This window comes from Alteromonas sp. DY56-G5 (genome assembly GCF_041414725.1).
GTDB lineage: Bacteria > Pseudomonadota > Gammaproteobacteria > Enterobacterales > Alteromonadaceae > Alteromonas > Alteromonas macleodii.
The window spans coordinates 1-15,813 of sequence record NZ_JANHZQ010000067.1 but is presented as its reverse complement, the minus strand read 5'-3'; the positions used below and the strand labels follow the sequence as shown (position 1 = coordinate 15,813).

The following is a 15,813-nucleotide window of genomic DNA, read 5'->3' as shown; positions in this document are numbered from 1 at the left end:
GATTTAGAACCACTAAACCGTCAAACATTCGCCTTGTCTAGATGGCACACAGACCGCTGCAAAAATGTACAACAAAGGTCAACAGGCCCTTGAAATGTACTGACCCAATAAAAAAGGCTTCGACGATATCGTCGAAGCCTTTAGGCGAGCAGAGGAAGCCCTTTAGATCGCTAGGGATAGAGAAGGACCTTAATCATTCCTGCTTTATGAAACCGCAACCACTGCCTTTCGTTTGTCTTCTTTTGAAAATTGCAGCGCGTTATTCAAATTATCGAATTCAAACACGTTAGGTATTTCGACAACCAACGTTTGCGCAGCAACTTGCTCAAGTAGAGCCTCACCGTCTTTCACCAAACGCTGCCACTGTGACAAATCGCCATAATCATGCAGCGCACCTAGCGCTATCTCATGATAAGAAATAGTACGCGTGAAAGGCGCATCAACAGGCACTTCAATACGACCTAGAATACTCACTACGTGACCATTAGCTTCAAGAAGCGGTACAAGTGACGCCGCATAGTCTGGACCATTCGCGTCGAAAAGCGCGTAAAATGTTTGTCCTTCAGGTTTACCGCGATGGATGGCTTTTACGCCCATCTCACCGGCTTGCTCTTGCGAAAAGCTCCCTGAGATAACATGTACATTAAAACCGGCCTGAGAAAGCATTTGCGCCAGCAATTTGTTAACGGCGCCCATACCGCTGACTAACACGTCAGCCCCCTTTCGGACCGGCACTTTACTGAAGGCTTGCCAGGCAGTAAGCATTGGACATGGCAACGCAGCAGCTAGTGCAAAATCAACGCTTTCCGGCACGACCATTACACGGCTAGCATACACTTCACTATGATCGGCAAAACTTCCGTTTTCACCTAGGCTATGATGGTAAGCCACACGCTTACCCAATAGACTGTTATCAACGCCCTCTCCTACAGCGACAACAACACCCGCACCGTCCACACCGGGAATATGCCCTTTTTCCCAGTCGCGCGGGTTATCATCGATAAACTTCCAGTCAACTGGGTTAATGCCAATAGCATAGTTGCGCACGACAATACGCCCTGCCTTCGGCTCAGAATACTCGCGTACCTGCTTTACCAGTGATGCGCCAGCTTGTTCAAATTGCCAAACGTTAGCTTGCATAAAAGCTCCTTAACACAGTGATTTTTCCGATTAGTCCCACGCAGGTGAAAAATCTGGGTTAGCTTGACGGTCGCCACAATCTAGCGCGTCAATCTTTGCGATATCGTCAGCGCCTAACGTAAGTTCAAGCGCTTTGAAATTGGTTTCCAGATTCTTGCGCTTAGTCGACGATGGAATAGTGACTAAACCATGGGCCAGCTCCCAGGCTACCACTACCTCAGCAGTGCTCACTCTGTGCTTATCTGCAATTGCAATGATGGTCTCGTCTTTTAGCACTTTACCAACAGCAAACGGCATATATCCTGTCACTGTGATACCTTGTTTCTCACAGGCTGCACGCACTTTTTCATTAGTAAGATAAGGATGTACCTCTACCTGATTCGTGGAAATAACGCCCTCGCCCAAGATACTCACCGCTTCTTCAATTTGTGCCACGGTAAAATTAGAAATACCAATTTCTTTTGTGAGTCCCAGTTCCTTAACGCGTAGCAATTCTCCTAAATACTCTTCCATGCTTTCGCCGTTTTCCGGTGACGGCCAATGAATAAGTAGCAGGTCAACGTACGACAATTGAAGCTTTTCCAAACTCTCTTTTACGCTATCCACAAAGCTTGCTTTATTCAACTTGTCATTCCACACCTTGGTGGTGACGTAAAGGTCTTCACGTGCAACAAGGTTGTTTGCAATAGCGTCTTTAATAGCGTGACCTACCGCTTCTTCATTGCCGTAAATTTGCGCCGTATCAATGTGACGGAAACCCACTTCAAGTGCCATTGTCACGCTGTTATAGGCTTCATCGTCTTTTAAGCGAAACGTGCCTACACCTAGCGAAGGAATTTTAGATTGTGACTGATTTACATTCGGCATGATGCCTCCTTGTTGGTTCCGTTATTTATGAAAGTGAGGTAATACGTAGTCAGCAATGCGCTGCATCGCGTCTTCTACTGGTTGCGTATTACGTCTGAAGTGCAGGCCAATATGATCAACCCCCGCTTCTTTCATTGCATTGAGTTCTTTGATAAGCCCATTTACACCAGTTTCAACCCCGAATCGGTGGCGTTTTATGGGCGCTTCATCGTCTTCAACCAAGTTGAGATGAATAAAACTAACGTAAGGCTTGTTGCCTGCGACATTTCGCCATAGCTCTACGCGCTTTACATGCTCGTTCGGTGTACCTGGATACGCCAGCCAACCGTCCATATTTTCTCCAACCCACTGAGGGCTTTGCTGAGCGAGCCCTGCAACGTACATTGGCGGCGTTGTTGAACGCGGTAACAGCGACATACCAGGCTTAAGGGAATTCTCACCGTGCTTTACAATTTCCAGTGACTGCCTGAAGTGCTCGCCGCGACTGTCAAAATCGACATCGAACAACGGATACTCGACCGGTCTATCCCCACTGGCTACACCGAGTATAAGGCGGTCGTTACTTAGCTGCTGCACCGTTGCTGCCGCCTTTTTAACAAGCCATGGCTGCCTAAGAGGCAAAACAACAGCGGCTGTCCCTAATAGAATATTGTCTGTAATACCCGCTAAATAGCCCAGGTAAGTAAAGGTTTCGAAAACCTGAGCGGCATCACCAAAACTAGGGTCGTAAACCGGTACATCTCGTACCCACGCTGCTTTAAACCCTAGTTTGTCGGCTAATTGAATACGGCTGTGATGCTCGGTCATATCAGGTACGCCGAATGGCGTACCTTTTGTGGCGTCGAAATGCGCCCAGTCGTTATCTAGCGGAAGCTCTACACCTACTGAGAACGTATTTTGTGCAAGCTTATCAAAGGTATTTGTCGTCATTATGACCTCCCTACGCGCTCGTTGTGTTATTCGCCGTATTCGCAGTACTGAGTGCGCACTTGTCTAAGTAGCCGCTGTAACGTGTAACAAGTAACGCTGCAACAGAAATAATTGCGCCAATCCATGCGGTATCAGATAACTGCATGCCGTCTACAATTGCACCGCCCAGTATTGAACCCACTGCTATGCCAATGTTAAATGCCGCGATATTTAAACCTGAAGCGACATCAACAGCATTGGGAGTAAACTTCTCTGCTAATTGAACAACGTACACCTGAAGTCCTGGAACATTGCCAAAGGCAAAGGCGCCCCACACTAAAACGGTGATCACTGCGGCAACTTTACTGCCCATGGTAAACGTCAGCGCAAACAAGATGACTGAAAGGGCTGAAAAGATGATTGTTAGCGCGCGGATCGGGCCTTTTTTTGTCAGCGAGCTTGCCGCCATATATATTGCCTACCGCGACAGACACACCGTAAACTAGCATAATTAAGCTGATGGCTGAGGGCGCAAACCCCGCCTCTTCCTGCAATATAGGAGCGAGATAGGTGAATGCCGTAAATGTGCCGCCATAGCCCAATATCGTCATTAGATACACTAATACCAGACGAGGCTGAACCAACACCTTCATTTGTTCACTCAAGGTGGCCGGTTTACTTTGTTTAAGGTTGTTCGGTACCAGCAACGCACTGCCTATTAGCGCAAGTGTGCCAAGCGCGGAAACCACAAGGAAGGTTGCTCTCCAACCGAAGTTTTGACCAATCCAGGTACCTAAAGGTACGCCAGTAACCAAGGCTACGGTTAAGCCCGTAAACATAATGGCAATAGCACTGGCTTCTTTTTCTTTCGCCACTAGCCCTGTAGCAATAGTTGACCCTATGGAAAAGAACACACCGTGCGCTAAGCCTGTCAAAATGCGAGCTAAAATTAAGCTCTCGTAGCTAGGCGCTTGCCAAGCAAGAATATTACCAGCCACAAATAGCGCCATTAAGCTAAGCAGAACATGCTTTCTATTCCACTTTCCCGTAAGGGCGGTAAGAACCGGTGCGCCAACGGCAACACCAACGGCGTACAAGCTTACCAGTAAGCCTGCGCTCGGTAACGTAACGCCAAGATCAGTAGCAATGGTGGGGACAAGCCCCACTATCACGAACTCTGTTGTGCCAATAGCAAACGCACTTAACGTTAACGCAAATAATGCAATAGGCATTTCAATTTTCCTCAAAAAGTAATTAACGAGATGGCTTGATTAACAACGCCACCATTGGCTTCTAGAACGAACAACTACACCGTTTTTTGAAAGCCATTAATAAAGTGCGTACAGTTTGACGATAAATTTATTTGCAAAAAACAGCACTAATGACAAAATACTTTTGCGATATTTGAAAATATAAGGTGTGCGATGCCAGTCTCATCAAAAACTGAAGATTTAGAAGCGTTCCTAACCGTTGTGGATACAGGTAGTTTTTCCAGTGCTGCCAATCTACTCAATCAGCAGGTTGCAAAAGTTAGTAGAGCGGTTACCCGTCTTGAAGATGGCTTAGATGTAACCTTATTGAATCGCACTACCAGACGGTTGGAACTAACAGAAGAAGGTGAGCTTTTCCTGCAATATGCCAGAGACGGGCTAAACATATTAGAAAAAGGTGAAGAAGCATTACGGCTATTAAAGCGCGCCCCTTCTGGAAAACTTCGGGTCGATGCTGCGAGCCCGTTTGTATTTCACCAGCTAGCGCCGTTAGTGGGTGAATTTCGAGAAGCATTTCCTGACATAACACTCGATATCACCAGTCATGACAGCATTATCGACCTGTTGGAACATAAAACCGATATCGCAATACGTATTGGTGATTTAAGTGACTCTAACTTGCACGCTAGACGTTTAGGAAAAAGTAAGCTGCATATTGTGGCAAGCCCACAGTATCTTGAAAAATATCCCATATCTGAAGGTGAGGATGGAATTAGCACGCTAAACAAACACAAACTGATTGGTTTTAGCGACTCACCAAGTCTAAATAAATGGCCGCTCAAGCAAGATATTAACTTGCAGTACAGTCTTCGTGCATCAAGCGGCGAAACTATTCGCCAGCTGTGCTTGGCAGGTCAAGGTATCGCGTTACTTTCTCACTTTATGGTACACAAAGATATCAGTGCAGGCTCGCTGGTAGCGCTATTTCGCGACGATATCGTCAGTCCAAACCGCAGAGAGTCGGTACAAGCGGTATACTATAAAAATAGTGCAGTATCGTCTCGTATCTCTGCGTTTTTAGATTTTATACAGCCTCGACTAACTCTTTAACTTACCTTTATTTCGCGTGGCCTTTACCTAATATCTTTTTAAGTGTGCTTTGAGGAAGGCCATTTACTATTAGCGCGGCTATCATCAATATTGCACCGGCCATAACCATAGGCAGTAGCGTTTCTTTAAGCAATATCACAGAACTTACATAACCAACTATCGGAGTGAGTGTACTAATAAGAACAATTTTATCTGGGGGTAATTTAGGCCCCGCCGCTACCATAAGGCCAAAACCGAGACCCGTTGCCACTGGCCCAATGTACGCCAATAGTAACCAATCGCTTATATCGTAAGCCCCAAAATTAGGTATTGGTTCAACTATCAGTGCAATAGCAAGCATGGCGAAACCTGCGATGGTAAACTGCCAGAAGACAGCTTCAATGACGCTTCCATTCCACTTGTGAAAAGACACTCTTCGAATAGCGACCGCCCACAATGCAGATGCCAGCAACATACCAAAGAGCGGTAGCCACGCGCCCGGTTGTCCCGAAGCAAATAAAATCATTGCACAGCCAATGGTAGATATACCGGTTAGAATTAATCGCTTAGAAGGCGGGCGTTGCCGATACCATAGGGTGTCGATAAGCAGCATCCAAAGCGGTGTGGTGTAAATAAGAATACTGGCCGTGCCGGCAGGAATAAACTGCAGAGAGACAGTAATAAGCCCCATTGATAGGATAAACTGGAAAAAGGCAACGACAAACACCACCGAGCGATCTTTACGATTGAGCACCGGTATACGTTTTTTGGTGATAAGTACAAACAGCGCGAGTACCGGAAGGCTTAACAAGAAGCGCAAGCACACCATCCATACAGGCCCTACAATCTCGAGCCCTAATTTCATGCTTGGCCAGTTAAGTCCTAAACACAACACCGCAACCAAAAGCATTTTAATGCCTTTTGATTGCTCTTTTTCCGCCACCGATGATGAAGACATGCGTTTTAAAAAATCCAATTACACGAACTGCGTTAAGAGAAGTTTCTACCGCCTGGTAAGCTGAATGTAGGCGGAGAATTTTGAGGGCGCAAATATAAGTGAATTAGCAAGGGATTAAAACCTTCCTGACCGTGCAAAGACGCCAATTTATCGACCAAATGGTCAACTTTTTAAAACCTTGTGGAAACTTTGCTATACGGGTGGTTAATCACTGATAAACACTATGACTTATAGGTACAATGCAACAGAGAGCAGCTTCCGCTCCCCTTTTTCTATTTTGCTAACGCTGTGCATGTACTTATCTGGCCGAAAAAAGTAAATGCGGTTAAAGAGATTAAAGATGACTTTCTCTGCCCAAAATTGACCGCCGCGCTTCGGCTTTTTTAGTACTACATTAAATTTAAAGTAACGCCCGCTGCCCATAGGGTCATTATGTTCTAACACGCTATGACCCTCTTTGTAGGTAACCATATTTATAGCAAATCGTTTCGATGAGATTAAAGCCTTGTTGAGCACTTTAGCCATGCTATTTATACCTTGATTGATGGGGACGTGTTCTAATTTAAACACGCACGGCTATGGTCTGGAAGCGTATGCTGAGTTCAGATAATGCTTTGATATACGCGAAACGTATATGTCTAGGAATACAAAAACTAGGCTAAGGTGAGATTTGTCCACTTCATGATTTTAGCGTTTTCTTTTTGTGCGCTGTTTCCATTACTCTTGTCATGCCCGTCATCATTATTTTTTACGGTGTAATAATTTTTGCGGGTTTCTATATGCTCAAACCCCGAGCTCTCATACAGCGCAATAGCAGTATGGTTACTTTCACGCACTTCTAGCCACATTTCACGCATTGCATTTTTTACCGATGTCTCAATGACAAAATCAACTAAAGCGCGACCTATACCCTTGCCTCTTGCGCCACTGTCTACCGCAATATCCATCAGCGTAGCTTCATCAACGACCTCAAGCATGATGGCATAGCCAACAGTCTTGTCATTTTCAAAGGCAAACACCCCGTAATAGGGTTTGGTGAAACAATCCGCGAAGGTACTTAGTTTCCAAGGCGACACGTGTGCCTCTTGATGGATAGCATGAGCAAGTTCAATGCGCTCGTTAAAGCCTTGTGGCGGTACGATTGTTAACTTCATCGAAGCGACTACTGTCCGTTAGCGGAGTGGTTTAATTCGCGTGCTGCGCTGATAAGCTGCGCCCACAGCTCCCGTTTTTGCACAGTTGAGAGTTTAAGCGGTGTGGCTGGCAATATAATGGCCGTTTCGGTTACCGATAGCGCACGGCCAATCATTATGGTGCTAGCCCACTGTGACGGTATACCCAACTGAACGCAGGCTAGCTGTAAGTCCTTCAGCCATTGCTGTGATTTTGCTTTCTGTTCGGCACTTAACGGGATACCTTCAGGCGATAAAGGCCCTTTTGCGCCAATAGACTTTGTTAAAGACTCTTGCGAGGTAACCGCATTGTCGAAAGACGGCGAAATGTTGTGTGACTGTGAAGCACCTGTTTCGGTTTGCCCTACTTTCCCTTCATCGTGCGACGCACCAGGTGTGGAAAGTTTTGCTGCCCCGCCGTCTTTAGGCTTAGCCTTATCTTTCGCGCTACTGCCAACATTTGCCCGCAACTGAGCAAGACGTGATTGCTTTTCTTCTTGAGATATTGGCGTTGAAGGTGGCTTATTGGTTTGAGCGTTTTGGCTGAAGGGTAATTTTGTCGATGAACTACTAGCAGTGCCGACGTTGCGTTGTACTGCATTAGTATTGTTTTGTTTCGCTTGGTCTTCCTGCTTTAGCTCAGTGTAGGCTTCTTTGGTGATCCAAACCGGGATCCCCATTTCTTGTAAAACCGCCTGCTGATATGAAGTAAGAGACATTGCGCAAAAACACCTAACGTGGATAGTTCATTGTATTTGTTTAGTTTACTAAAGTTGCAGGCTTGGTTGAATAACTATCGCGTTCTTTTGCTCGGATTGCACCTGCTGTTTAATGCTCAAGCGCTAATTCATAAGCGTTAATTCATAAGGGTTATTCGCGGGTTTATAATGCCTAGCCCTTGGTATAAGAGGAAATAAAACAGCTGCAGCAAATTAAGCACTAGCAACAGAAACCAATAAAATTGAAGAAGAATCGAAGAAGAATTTAACAAAGAAACAATTTAGGATTTGAACGTAAACGTTCACAAGAAGAGAAAGTGGCAGGGGTGGAGGGACTCGAACCCCCAACCATCGGTTTTGGAGACCGCTGTTCTACCAATTCGAACTACACCCCTAGCGCGCTGTGCATTATACGGATGACATTAAAAAGGTAAAGCCTTTTTATCACTACCATGCACTGCATGCTTAATTAACACGCAATGCGCTGTTTTTTCAATCGAATAACACCAAATAGGCTTTATCCATCACCTGTGTTTTGTCTTATTGCCCGCTTTTAAACCGACTTCTATGCAGCGTCACTTTTAAGTGCGGAGCAGTTTATGACAATTAGACCTTATTGGCGTTAAGCGCAGCAAACCACAGGTCATTAGTGATAGCGACAATCTCGGTGTGCAGATCAAATTTCGCTATCGCGTCGTGCTCATCGATATTCATTAGCTTGGCGTAATGCTTAACGAGCTCTCTACTTTCATTGATTTCAAGTTTATTGATAAGGCAGCAACTTGCTAAATCGAAGTAGCGGTTTCCCATGGCGGCATATTCCCAATCAATAACTTTGAGTGAGTTATCTGCGCTCAGTAATAAGTGATTAGTTAGCAAGTCATTATGACATAACACATAGTCGTCATCGTCTTGTTCACTTTTTATTACTTGTTTTTGCAATGATTGGGCTTTTAAATAAAGTTCACTGCTCATATCGAGCTGTGCAACATCAATATAATGCTGCCATCTTGATGCTAAATCTAATGGCCTAGCGGTAATGGGCAAAGAATGAATACGAGCGAGGGTGTTGGCCAGCTCAAGCATTGAAAGCGTCGCACTGTCACTGTGCTCTAGCCACTGCTCAACCCAAATGGTTTCATCATCGCTTAACCATATAGGTTGCGGCGCTACTCCCAACCTATAAAGCTGTTGCTGCAAAGCAAATTGGTGCGCACGATTAACCCCACTAAAGTCATCATCGCCCATCCATTTCACCGCTAAGTCGACAGGGTTATGATCCGACTTTGGTTGCCCACTACTTTGAAGGTTATTTGCAATCAAGGGTAACTGACTATCTGCGAGCTCTTGAACGCGGTAAACGTGATTTACCGCTCCAGCAGGGTGTGACGAAATTTTCGCACTGTCGCTAAGATTAAGCGCCTTTTGCAGCGTGGCGATGATATCCAACCTGTTCACCTTGTTTTTTATATTGTACTAGCCACTGGTAATACCCAAATACCGCAAAACCAACATAGCCTAAGAACAGGCAAGCAGATAATGCATAACCCACTTGCAGGTATAAATAGGCGGACGCTAAATTGATGAAAAACCAATAAACCCAGTTTTGCAGGATTTTATGCGCCACCATAAATGTTGTGACTACACTCAATAAATTAATGCTCGCATCTAATAGTAGGTACTCACTATTGAACTGTGATCCTGCCACCTCAGACAGAACCCAAGCGAGCAATAACATACTCGGCACAATGAGCAAATGAGCCCAGAACGGCCAATAAAGCACTGGCTTAACATCGCCGTCTTCCGCCCCTTTCGACCACTGATAATAACCGTATCCCGCCATTATCATATAAAAGAAGTTAAGCGCAGACTGAAATGGCAAAGTCACCTGCCAGAATAGCCAGGTGTAAATTGCGGTACTCACAAAAGCGCACAGCCAACACCAGCTGTTCTGTTTTGCGGCTAACAGCACATAGGCAATAGCGAGGACAACCGCTACCCACTCTAACAGTGAAGTAGCGGCAATTTGTGAGGTAAACTCAGAAAAAAAGCTAGCCATTAAGATGATTTTCTAGATTGCATGGCATCGAAGTTTAAGAACTTGGCCACGAAAATAGCTTGCCCCACTTCTTCATGGGTCCTTTGCATTTCTTCACCAAGTACTTTCATAACCACACCATAGTCACCTGTAACCTGCGTGCTGGTTGAGCTTGTTGAAACTGTAATATCACTGTAGCTATTTAACCTATCAATGAAATCTTGAATAGGTGGAATGTATTCGTTAACCAATGGGTACAACGACAGTTCAACCATAACTTGCATGTCTGTTTCCTTTTATTTTAAAACGCGTAATTAACAGTAACGCCAAACTGACGACCGTTACCTATTTGGTAATATGGCTCATCGAAGGCATACTCATCGCGAGGGTCGTTGCTGAAACCACCGAATCCACGGGTGTAGTACTCACGATCAAAAGCATTTTGTACCCACAGTGATGTCTGCCAATCACCGTGTAGCACCACAATCTCCGAATTAACCAGCGTAGTACTTGGCGAGGTTACATCATGGCCGTCAGAAAAACGGTATTCGCTTTTGTAATCTACATCTACACGCCAGAGCATGTTATCTGTAAGTGCGTACTCACTATACAGGTTTGCGGTCCACTTAGGTGATTGAGCCTGTCTTTGCTCAGACACTTCAGTACCGTCTGCAAGCGTATACCCTTCAAAGGTAGCGCTTAGATATCCAACACTTGCATCTAGCTGCCATGCATCACTAGCAATCCAGCTAAGCTCCAGCTCGGCTCCTTTGTTTGTTCCTAAATCAGCATTATCAATAATGTCTACGAACCCTGCCGTACCGTCATCACGAGTGATAACGTCAAAATCGCTCACCTGAGTATCTTTTCTATCCATATAGAAAATTGCAGCACGAGCAATTAGGTCAGGCGTAAGTAATGGACCCTTTACACCTATTTCGTAGTTCCAGTTATATTCTTCGTCGAAGAATCGCTGATTGTCATTCACGCGGCTGTCGGGGTTAAAGCCTGCACCTTTATATCCGCGTGAAATACTGCCGTAATAGAAGTGATTGCCCTGCGTATACTGAAGCGCGACTTTCCCGCCTACCATGGTGGTGTCGAACGCGCGAGTAAGTTGGTTGTTATCAGCGTAATCAAAATCGTAGCTTTCTACTCTTAACCCTGCTACCAGTACTAAATTTTCGTTCAAACGACTTTCAGTCTGAGCATAGATAGCGGTCGTCGTAGGCGTGTATTCACTGGCAAAGTCACTATCCAAATAAGTGTATTGACGTAGCAGCTTTTCTTCCGTGCTTTTATAAAATACGCCTATTGTCCAGTCAGTCATACCATCAAAAAGTGCGGCACTGTCAGACGACACGAAACGCATCTCGCCGGTCTGTGTTTCTACCTCGCGATAATAGGCGTCAAAAGACGTGTAACCCCACGGGTGAAACCCTGTGAATGTCCAGTCTTCATCGTAGCCATAAGCAATATTGTGAGAAGCATGGGTGGCAATTAGAATAAAGTCGCCCGCTGCTGTATTGGTTGTAGAGCGCGCGCTAACAGCGTGGGTTTGGTGTTCGTCAAATCCTGGTTCATCAGACAGCGTTTTGTTGTCATTGTCTAGCGAGAATGCATCGTAACCGTTATCGATATCGTACCAGCGATAAGTAAGTGCAAGTGTGGTTCGCTCATCTACGCTGCCTTCAACGGCAAAGCGCAGTGCGGTTTCATCGATATTCGCGGTATCGCTTCTATTTAAGAACGTATTTTCTACAAAGCCATCACTGCGATTATGAACCAGCGCAACACGATAGCCCCAATCCGTGTTGATATCATCACCAGTGGCGCCTTCAATACGGTAACTCTCTTTGTTCCCAATGCGGGCTTCAACGTAGTCTGGGGCGTCGCTACCCACGTCATTACTGGAGAGTTTAACCGCTCCGGCCAAAGCACCTGTGCCGTATAAGGTAGCCTGAGGTCCGCGATATACCTCTAGTTGTTTAGTATCAAAAATAAGACCTGCCGCAGCAAGGCCTGAAAAATCAAATTCATCGACGATAAAGCTTACAGAAGGATTGATAGGCTCGGCGAACTGACTACGCTCTCCAATACCGCGAATTTGCACGAAGCGGCCGCGAGACGCACCAGCTGCAAAGTTTACGTTTGGAATACTGTTTAGCACACTGTCGATATGGCTCGGCTGTCTACTGCGAAGACGCTCTTGATCTAAAATGGTCGCGCTAGCACTTAACTGGTCGAGTGTAGTTTGGCGAAAATCACCAGATACGATGACGCGCTCAATATCTGATGGCGTGCTATCTGAAGTGTTACTTACATTGGTTTGTTGCGCATAGGCCGCAACGGAACTAGCAAGCAGTGAAAGTGTGAAAAGTGTTTTATACATGGGATCTCTTATTCTTATTTAAGAAAAAAGATCCGGGTCTAACGGCAGGTGATAAGGCTATATTGTGAACCATCCCTACGCCGGTATTATCCGGATCAGGTTTAAGGGTTCCCACGAATGTGGATCTCAGACCGAAAACGGACACCCCTTGGTATAGTGTTGCGCGGCTAAAACTAGCAAACTCAACTTCTGCGACGGAGTCTACCAGTTCGATACACGCCGTCAAGCAGATAAGACGTTAAGCTAACGTAAGGTTTTATATATGATATAAGGCGTTGAAAGCTTAGGGCTATTCAGCGTCAATATTCATATTTAGGCGACGTACTTCATCGTCAGTTTGTGCTTTTAAACCTTCCAACGTTTTGCCGTGTGCGGTTGGTTGACGCGTATCAGGGTCAACCTTTACGAAAACGATATCGTCTGCAAAACAGATGGTTTTCTTGGTTGCTTTGTTGCGTACCAAGCAGCTTACGGTAATAGATGTGCGGCCTACAGCTTTAGTTTCTAGACCAAACTCTACGATATCACCCTGCATAGCCGGTGATTCGAAACTAATTTCACCAATATGCTTAGTTACCAAGCAATTAGTTTCTAGCTGACAAATAGCCCAAATTGCAGCTTCTTCGTCTATCCATTCTAACGCGCGGCCACCGAACAAAGAATTGGCGTAATTAAGGTCGTTTGGCATAACTAGACGCCGAGAAAGAAAGCGCATTCGAATTCCTCATAATAAATCGCTACTATAGCGTTAGATTATACCGAAAAAACTGATTCATGGCGCTAACTCAATTACGCGAATGGCTATTAGCCCCCTACTTTGAAAATAGCGGCGAAAATGGCTGCAAAAAAAGCTCTCACGCTTCACACTTATCAAACGTGACTTGCCCGCTTCACCGGAGAATGCTTGTAATATCTGGCAATGATGATTTTTGTGAAGCTGCCATACGTAGCGTTCAAGCCTTTGTGGATGAAGTTTCATCTATAAGCGTTGTGAATTTTGCTGGCGATACACTTAAGGGAAAGAACCGCAAACAAGTACTGGGGAGCGAATGTGACATTGCCACATTAGACTGTCGCGATTCATTCAAACCTGGCGACGTGATGGCAGTGGCGGGGATCGTTAAACGCAGTGGTTGTTTAATACTTATTTGCCCTGCATTGAGTGAATGGGTCAACAATATTTCGGTCTCGTTCCTGTCGGAGGGGTTTACGCTTACACAGAGCCGATACCTCGAACGTTTTATAAAGCACCTGCGCAACAACGACTACGTGGCATTTCACACTGAAGAAAAAACCACGCTTCCAGATACGGCTATGTACCGTATTAGCGAAGGCTTAACATCAAACGTCTATAGAGGCTCACTATTTAAATCAGAAGAGCAAGAGCAGGCATACAGTCGTTTATATCAAGCACACTCACTTAATAAACTAAACGCGCTGATTACCGCCCCAAGAGGCAGAGGCAAGTCATCATTATTAGGTATATTCATTGAAAGCCTAATCAGACAGGGTAAAAATGTACTATTAACCAGTGAACGCTTCGATAATGTGAAGAACGTGCATTCACGTATTCAACAGTACGAAATAGGCGGTGCCAAAACACAACAACCATCCACCGCTAACATTCAAACCCAACAAAGCCTTGATGATAAGAATGAGGCAGCGACGTTTGGCAGTGTAAAATGGGTGCCCCCTGACAGTGCCTTGTTATATACCACAGAAGATGAAAAGTACGACGTTGTAATTGTTGATGAAGCGGCTTCAATCCCCCTCCCGGATGTATACCGGATCATAGCCAACCACAAGCAGTGGGTGCTTAGTACTACGCTTTTGGGTTATGAAGGTTCAGGCAGTGGTTTTATTCACAAACTCATCCCTAGTTTACCGCCATCAGCTATCCATTTAAGACTATCAACGCCGTTACGATGGTTCGAACATGATCCCATTGAAGCCTTTTTCAATACGACTTGTTTATTTGAGGACAGAGATGCGGCGCGCAATATTGGCGAGATTAATTTCAAAAACAGTATTAACCCACCGATAGATTACGATTTTTCCATAAGTTCGTTTAAAAGCATTTCCGAAAAGGCGCTTCAGCAAATAATGTCGCTACTTTCATTAGCCCATTATCAAACTACGCCCGATGATTTTATGCGCTTGATGGATAGCCCGGATGTACTTGTTGCCATACTTAAATTCAACGACAACGTGATAGGTGCTGCAATCATAAACGCTGAAGGTAGCGACTACCTGAACGATACCGCATTGGGGATTGCGTCTGGAAAGCGTCGTCCTAAAGGGCATTTAGGTGCACAGCGACTTGCTCTGTTGTCTGCTGATGCAAAAACAGCAACGTTTAGATATTGGCGTATTAACCGTATTGCCGTCGATACGCTTGCGCAGAGTAAGGGTATGGGCAGTTACTTGCTACAAAGAGTTAGTGATGAAGCCAAGAAGCAAAGTATTGACGCTATCTGTACTTCTTATGGAACGACACTTAAGTTAGACAGTTTTTGGAAAAGAAATGGATTTGAGATTGTAGACTATGGGCGAAAGCCTAATAAAGCCAGTGGAGAAACCAGTGCACTAGCGTTATATCCTCATTCCAACAGAGCAAAAAAACTGCTTTCTGAATTGGTAGCGCTAAAAGAGAGCTTTAAATTCGATAACCAGTTAGACAACGTGCCCATTAGCATACTGACAATCTATGTAGAAAAGTTAGTACATTTCACCCAAGGCACACGCACTTTAGATGATGTTTGGCCGATATTACATAAAATTGCGCGTTATGCAGAGACTCAGCCTACACCAAGCGCAAATACTCAACTGAACAAGCCAAATAACACAATACTGTATACGCTATGGCGTCTTGTTGAAATCATTAACACGAAGCGCTTTCTCAGAAAAGTACTTACACATTCAGATATGAATGCGAAGCAACTTGTTTCTACATTCAACGAAGAAAACCTAAAAGCAAGTGGGTTAAAAGAAGTCACTATTATTATAAGAGAAGCACTTCTGCCTGCTTTCAAATAATAGAAAGTCTGTAGCCTGAAAGTACAAATAATCAGCTTGGCGTAGAGCCACTATACCTGCGTTAACAAGCCGCGATTACGAACATTTTAAATACCGCTGAAAGGCTAATGATCTATGCGGATTGATGTTAAAGCCCTATAAATATAACCCTATTCGAGAAAAGCTCACTTACTAAATTAAGGGCAAAAAAAAGCCTCCCAAAGGGAGGCTCAGATTGATGATAAACCCCTCTTTTTTCGGAGGGGTTTATTTTTTCTAGCAGCCGAAGGCTGCGATCGCGAT

14 protein-coding genes, 1 tRNA gene, 1 pseudogene and 1 riboswitch are annotated in these 15,813 nt (G+C 44.9%); of the genes and pseudogenes, 2 read left to right on the top strand and 14 right to left on the bottom strand.

What is annotated here, in order from left to right; all coding sequences use genetic code 11:
- Positions 1-204: 204 nt before the first annotated feature.
- From NO989_RS20385 to NO989_RS20370, 4 genes and pseudogenes are all read right to left on the bottom strand, one after another.
- Complete coding sequence (locus NO989_RS20385) at positions 205-1,140, bottom strand: alcohol dehydrogenase catalytic domain-containing protein (protein ID WP_371343116.1); 936 nt, start codon at positions 1,138-1,140, stop codon at positions 205-207.
- A gap of 30 nt (positions 1,141-1,170) precedes the next feature.
- Positions 1,171-2,007 (bottom strand): 2,5-didehydrogluconate reductase DkgB, encoded by an 837-nt coding sequence (dkgB, locus tag NO989_RS20380; RefSeq protein ID WP_371343115.1) that lies wholly within the window; start codon positions 2,005-2,007, stop codon positions 1,171-1,173.
- Positions 2,008-2,028: 21 nt separating this feature from the next.
- Positions 2,029-2,937 carry a TIGR03571 family LLM class oxidoreductase gene (locus tag NO989_RS20375; protein WP_371343114.1) on the bottom strand — a complete coding sequence of 303 codons (909 nt, stop codon included), beginning with the start codon at positions 2,935-2,937 and terminating at the stop codon, positions 2,029-2,031.
- A 10-nt stretch (positions 2,938-2,947) separates the two neighbouring features.
- A pseudogene (locus NO989_RS20370) lies at positions 2,948-4,148 on the bottom strand (MFS transporter).
- 192 nt (positions 4,149-4,340) lie between these two features.
- On the opposite strand from NO989_RS20370, the gene NO989_RS20365 reads away from it, so the two are divergent.
- The gene (locus NO989_RS20365; RefSeq protein WP_014948715.1) at positions 4,341-5,237 is read left to right on the top strand and encodes a LysR family transcriptional regulator; all 897 of its coding nucleotides are present in this window, start codon (positions 4,341-4,343) and stop codon (positions 5,235-5,237) included.
- A gap of 7 nt (positions 5,238-5,244) precedes the next feature.
- Here NO989_RS20365 and NO989_RS20360 read toward each other — a convergent pair whose 3' ends face one another.
- The 10 genes from NO989_RS20360 to NO989_RS20315 form a co-directional block, all read right to left on the bottom strand.
- On the bottom strand, positions 5,245-6,174 hold the full coding sequence (locus tag NO989_RS20360; protein WP_371343113.1) for a DMT family transporter: 930 nt from the start codon (positions 6,172-6,174) through the stop codon (positions 5,245-5,247).
- A gap of 228 nt (positions 6,175-6,402) precedes the next feature.
- A complete protein-coding gene (locus NO989_RS20355; RefSeq protein WP_371343112.1) occupies positions 6,403-6,699 on the bottom strand; it encodes a 2OG-Fe(II) oxygenase in 297 nt (98 codons plus the stop codon).
- Between the two features lie 128 nt (positions 6,700-6,827).
- Positions 6,828-7,328, bottom strand: coding sequence for a ribosomal protein S18-alanine N-acetyltransferase (rimI, locus tag NO989_RS20350; protein ID WP_371343111.1), 501 nt, complete (start codon positions 7,326-7,328; stop codon positions 6,828-6,830).
- A gap of 8 nt (positions 7,329-7,336) precedes the next feature.
- On the bottom strand, positions 7,337-8,065 hold the full coding sequence (locus tag NO989_RS20345) for an alanine acetyltransferase (RefSeq protein WP_371343110.1): 729 nt from the start codon (positions 8,063-8,065) through the stop codon (positions 7,337-7,339).
- Positions 8,066-8,383: 318 nt separating this feature from the next.
- A tRNA-Trp gene (locus tag NO989_RS20340) sits at positions 8,384-8,460 on the bottom strand.
- A 211-nt stretch (positions 8,461-8,671) separates the two neighbouring features.
- A complete protein-coding gene (locus tag NO989_RS20335) occupies positions 8,672-9,523 on the bottom strand; it encodes a phosphotransferase (RefSeq protein ID WP_371343109.1) in 852 nt (283 codons plus the stop codon).
- The gene (gene pnuC / locus NO989_RS20330; RefSeq protein WP_371343108.1) at positions 9,480-10,124 is read right to left on the bottom strand and encodes a nicotinamide riboside transporter PnuC; all 645 of its coding nucleotides are present in this window, start codon (positions 10,122-10,124) and stop codon (positions 9,480-9,482) included. The genes NO989_RS20335 and pnuC overlap by 44 nt, the downstream gene beginning before the upstream one ends.
- Positions 10,124-10,387 carry a hypothetical protein gene (locus tag NO989_RS20325; RefSeq protein ID WP_014975943.1) on the bottom strand — a complete coding sequence of 88 codons (264 nt, stop codon included), beginning with the start codon at positions 10,385-10,387 and terminating at the stop codon, positions 10,124-10,126. Before NO989_RS20325 ends, pnuC begins: the two co-directional genes overlap by 1 nt.
- A gap of 17 nt (positions 10,388-10,404) precedes the next feature.
- Entirely contained in the window at positions 10,405-12,495 is a 2,091-nt protein-coding gene (locus NO989_RS20320; protein ID WP_371343107.1) for a TonB-dependent receptor, read from the bottom strand.
- 55 nt (positions 12,496-12,550) lie between these two features.
- Positions 12,551-12,654: riboswitch (TPP riboswitch) on the bottom strand.
- 130 nt (positions 12,655-12,784) lie between these two features.
- Complete coding sequence (locus NO989_RS20315) at positions 12,785-13,210, bottom strand: acyl-CoA thioesterase (protein WP_012517742.1); 426 nt, start codon at positions 13,208-13,210, stop codon at positions 12,785-12,787.
- A 59-nt stretch (positions 13,211-13,269) separates the two neighbouring features.
- On the opposite strand from NO989_RS20315, the gene NO989_RS20310 reads away from it, so the two are divergent.
- A complete protein-coding gene (locus tag NO989_RS20310; RefSeq protein ID WP_371343106.1) occupies positions 13,270-15,531 on the top strand; it encodes a GNAT family N-acetyltransferase in 2,262 nt (753 codons plus the stop codon).
- Positions 15,532-15,813: the final 282 nt, after the last annotated feature.

Excerpts from the sequence above, each read along its gene's own strand:
- NO989_RS20320 (WP_371343107.1), bottom strand. The coding sequence starts at position 12,495 with ATGTATAAAACACTTTTCACACTTTCACTGCTTGCTAGTTCCGTTGCG.
- NO989_RS20325 (WP_014975943.1), bottom strand. The coding sequence starts at position 10,387 with ATGCAAGTTATGGTTGAACTGTCGTTGTACCCATTGGTTAACGAATAC.
- NO989_RS20355 (WP_371343112.1), bottom strand. The coding sequence starts at position 6,699 with ATGGCTAAAGTGCTCAACAAGGCTTTAATCTCATCGAAACGATTTGCT.
- NO989_RS20360 (WP_371343113.1), bottom strand. The coding sequence starts at position 6,174 with ATGTCTTCATCATCGGTGGCGGAAAAAGAGCAATCAAAAGGCATTAAA.
- NO989_RS20365 (WP_014948715.1), top strand. The coding sequence starts at position 4,341 with ATGCCAGTCTCATCAAAAACTGAAGATTTAGAAGCGTTCCTAACCGTT.
- pnuC (WP_371343108.1), bottom strand. The coding sequence starts at position 10,124 with ATGGCTAGCTTTTTTTCTGAGTTTACCTCACAAATTGCCGCTACTTCA.
- NO989_RS20345 (WP_371343110.1), bottom strand. The coding sequence starts at position 8,065 with ATGTCTCTTACTTCATATCAGCAGGCGGTTTTACAAGAAATGGGGATC.
- NO989_RS20315 (WP_012517742.1), bottom strand. The coding sequence starts at position 13,210 with ATGCGCTTTCTTTCTCGGCGTCTAGTTATGCCAAACGACCTTAATTAC.
- dkgB (WP_371343115.1), bottom strand. The coding sequence starts at position 2,007 with ATGCCGAATGTAAATCAGTCACAATCTAAAATTCCTTCGCTAGGTGTA.
- rimI (WP_371343111.1), bottom strand. The coding sequence starts at position 7,328 with ATGAAGTTAACAATCGTACCGCCACAAGGCTTTAACGAGCGCATTGAA.
- NO989_RS20375 (WP_371343114.1), bottom strand. The coding sequence starts at position 2,937 with ATGACGACAAATACCTTTGATAAGCTTGCACAAAATACGTTCTCAGTA.
- NO989_RS20385 (WP_371343116.1), bottom strand. The coding sequence starts at position 1,140 with ATGCAAGCTAACGTTTGGCAATTTGAACAAGCTGGCGCATCACTGGTA.
- NO989_RS20310 (WP_371343106.1), top strand. The coding sequence starts at position 13,270 with ATGGCGCTAACTCAATTACGCGAATGGCTATTAGCCCCCTACTTTGAA.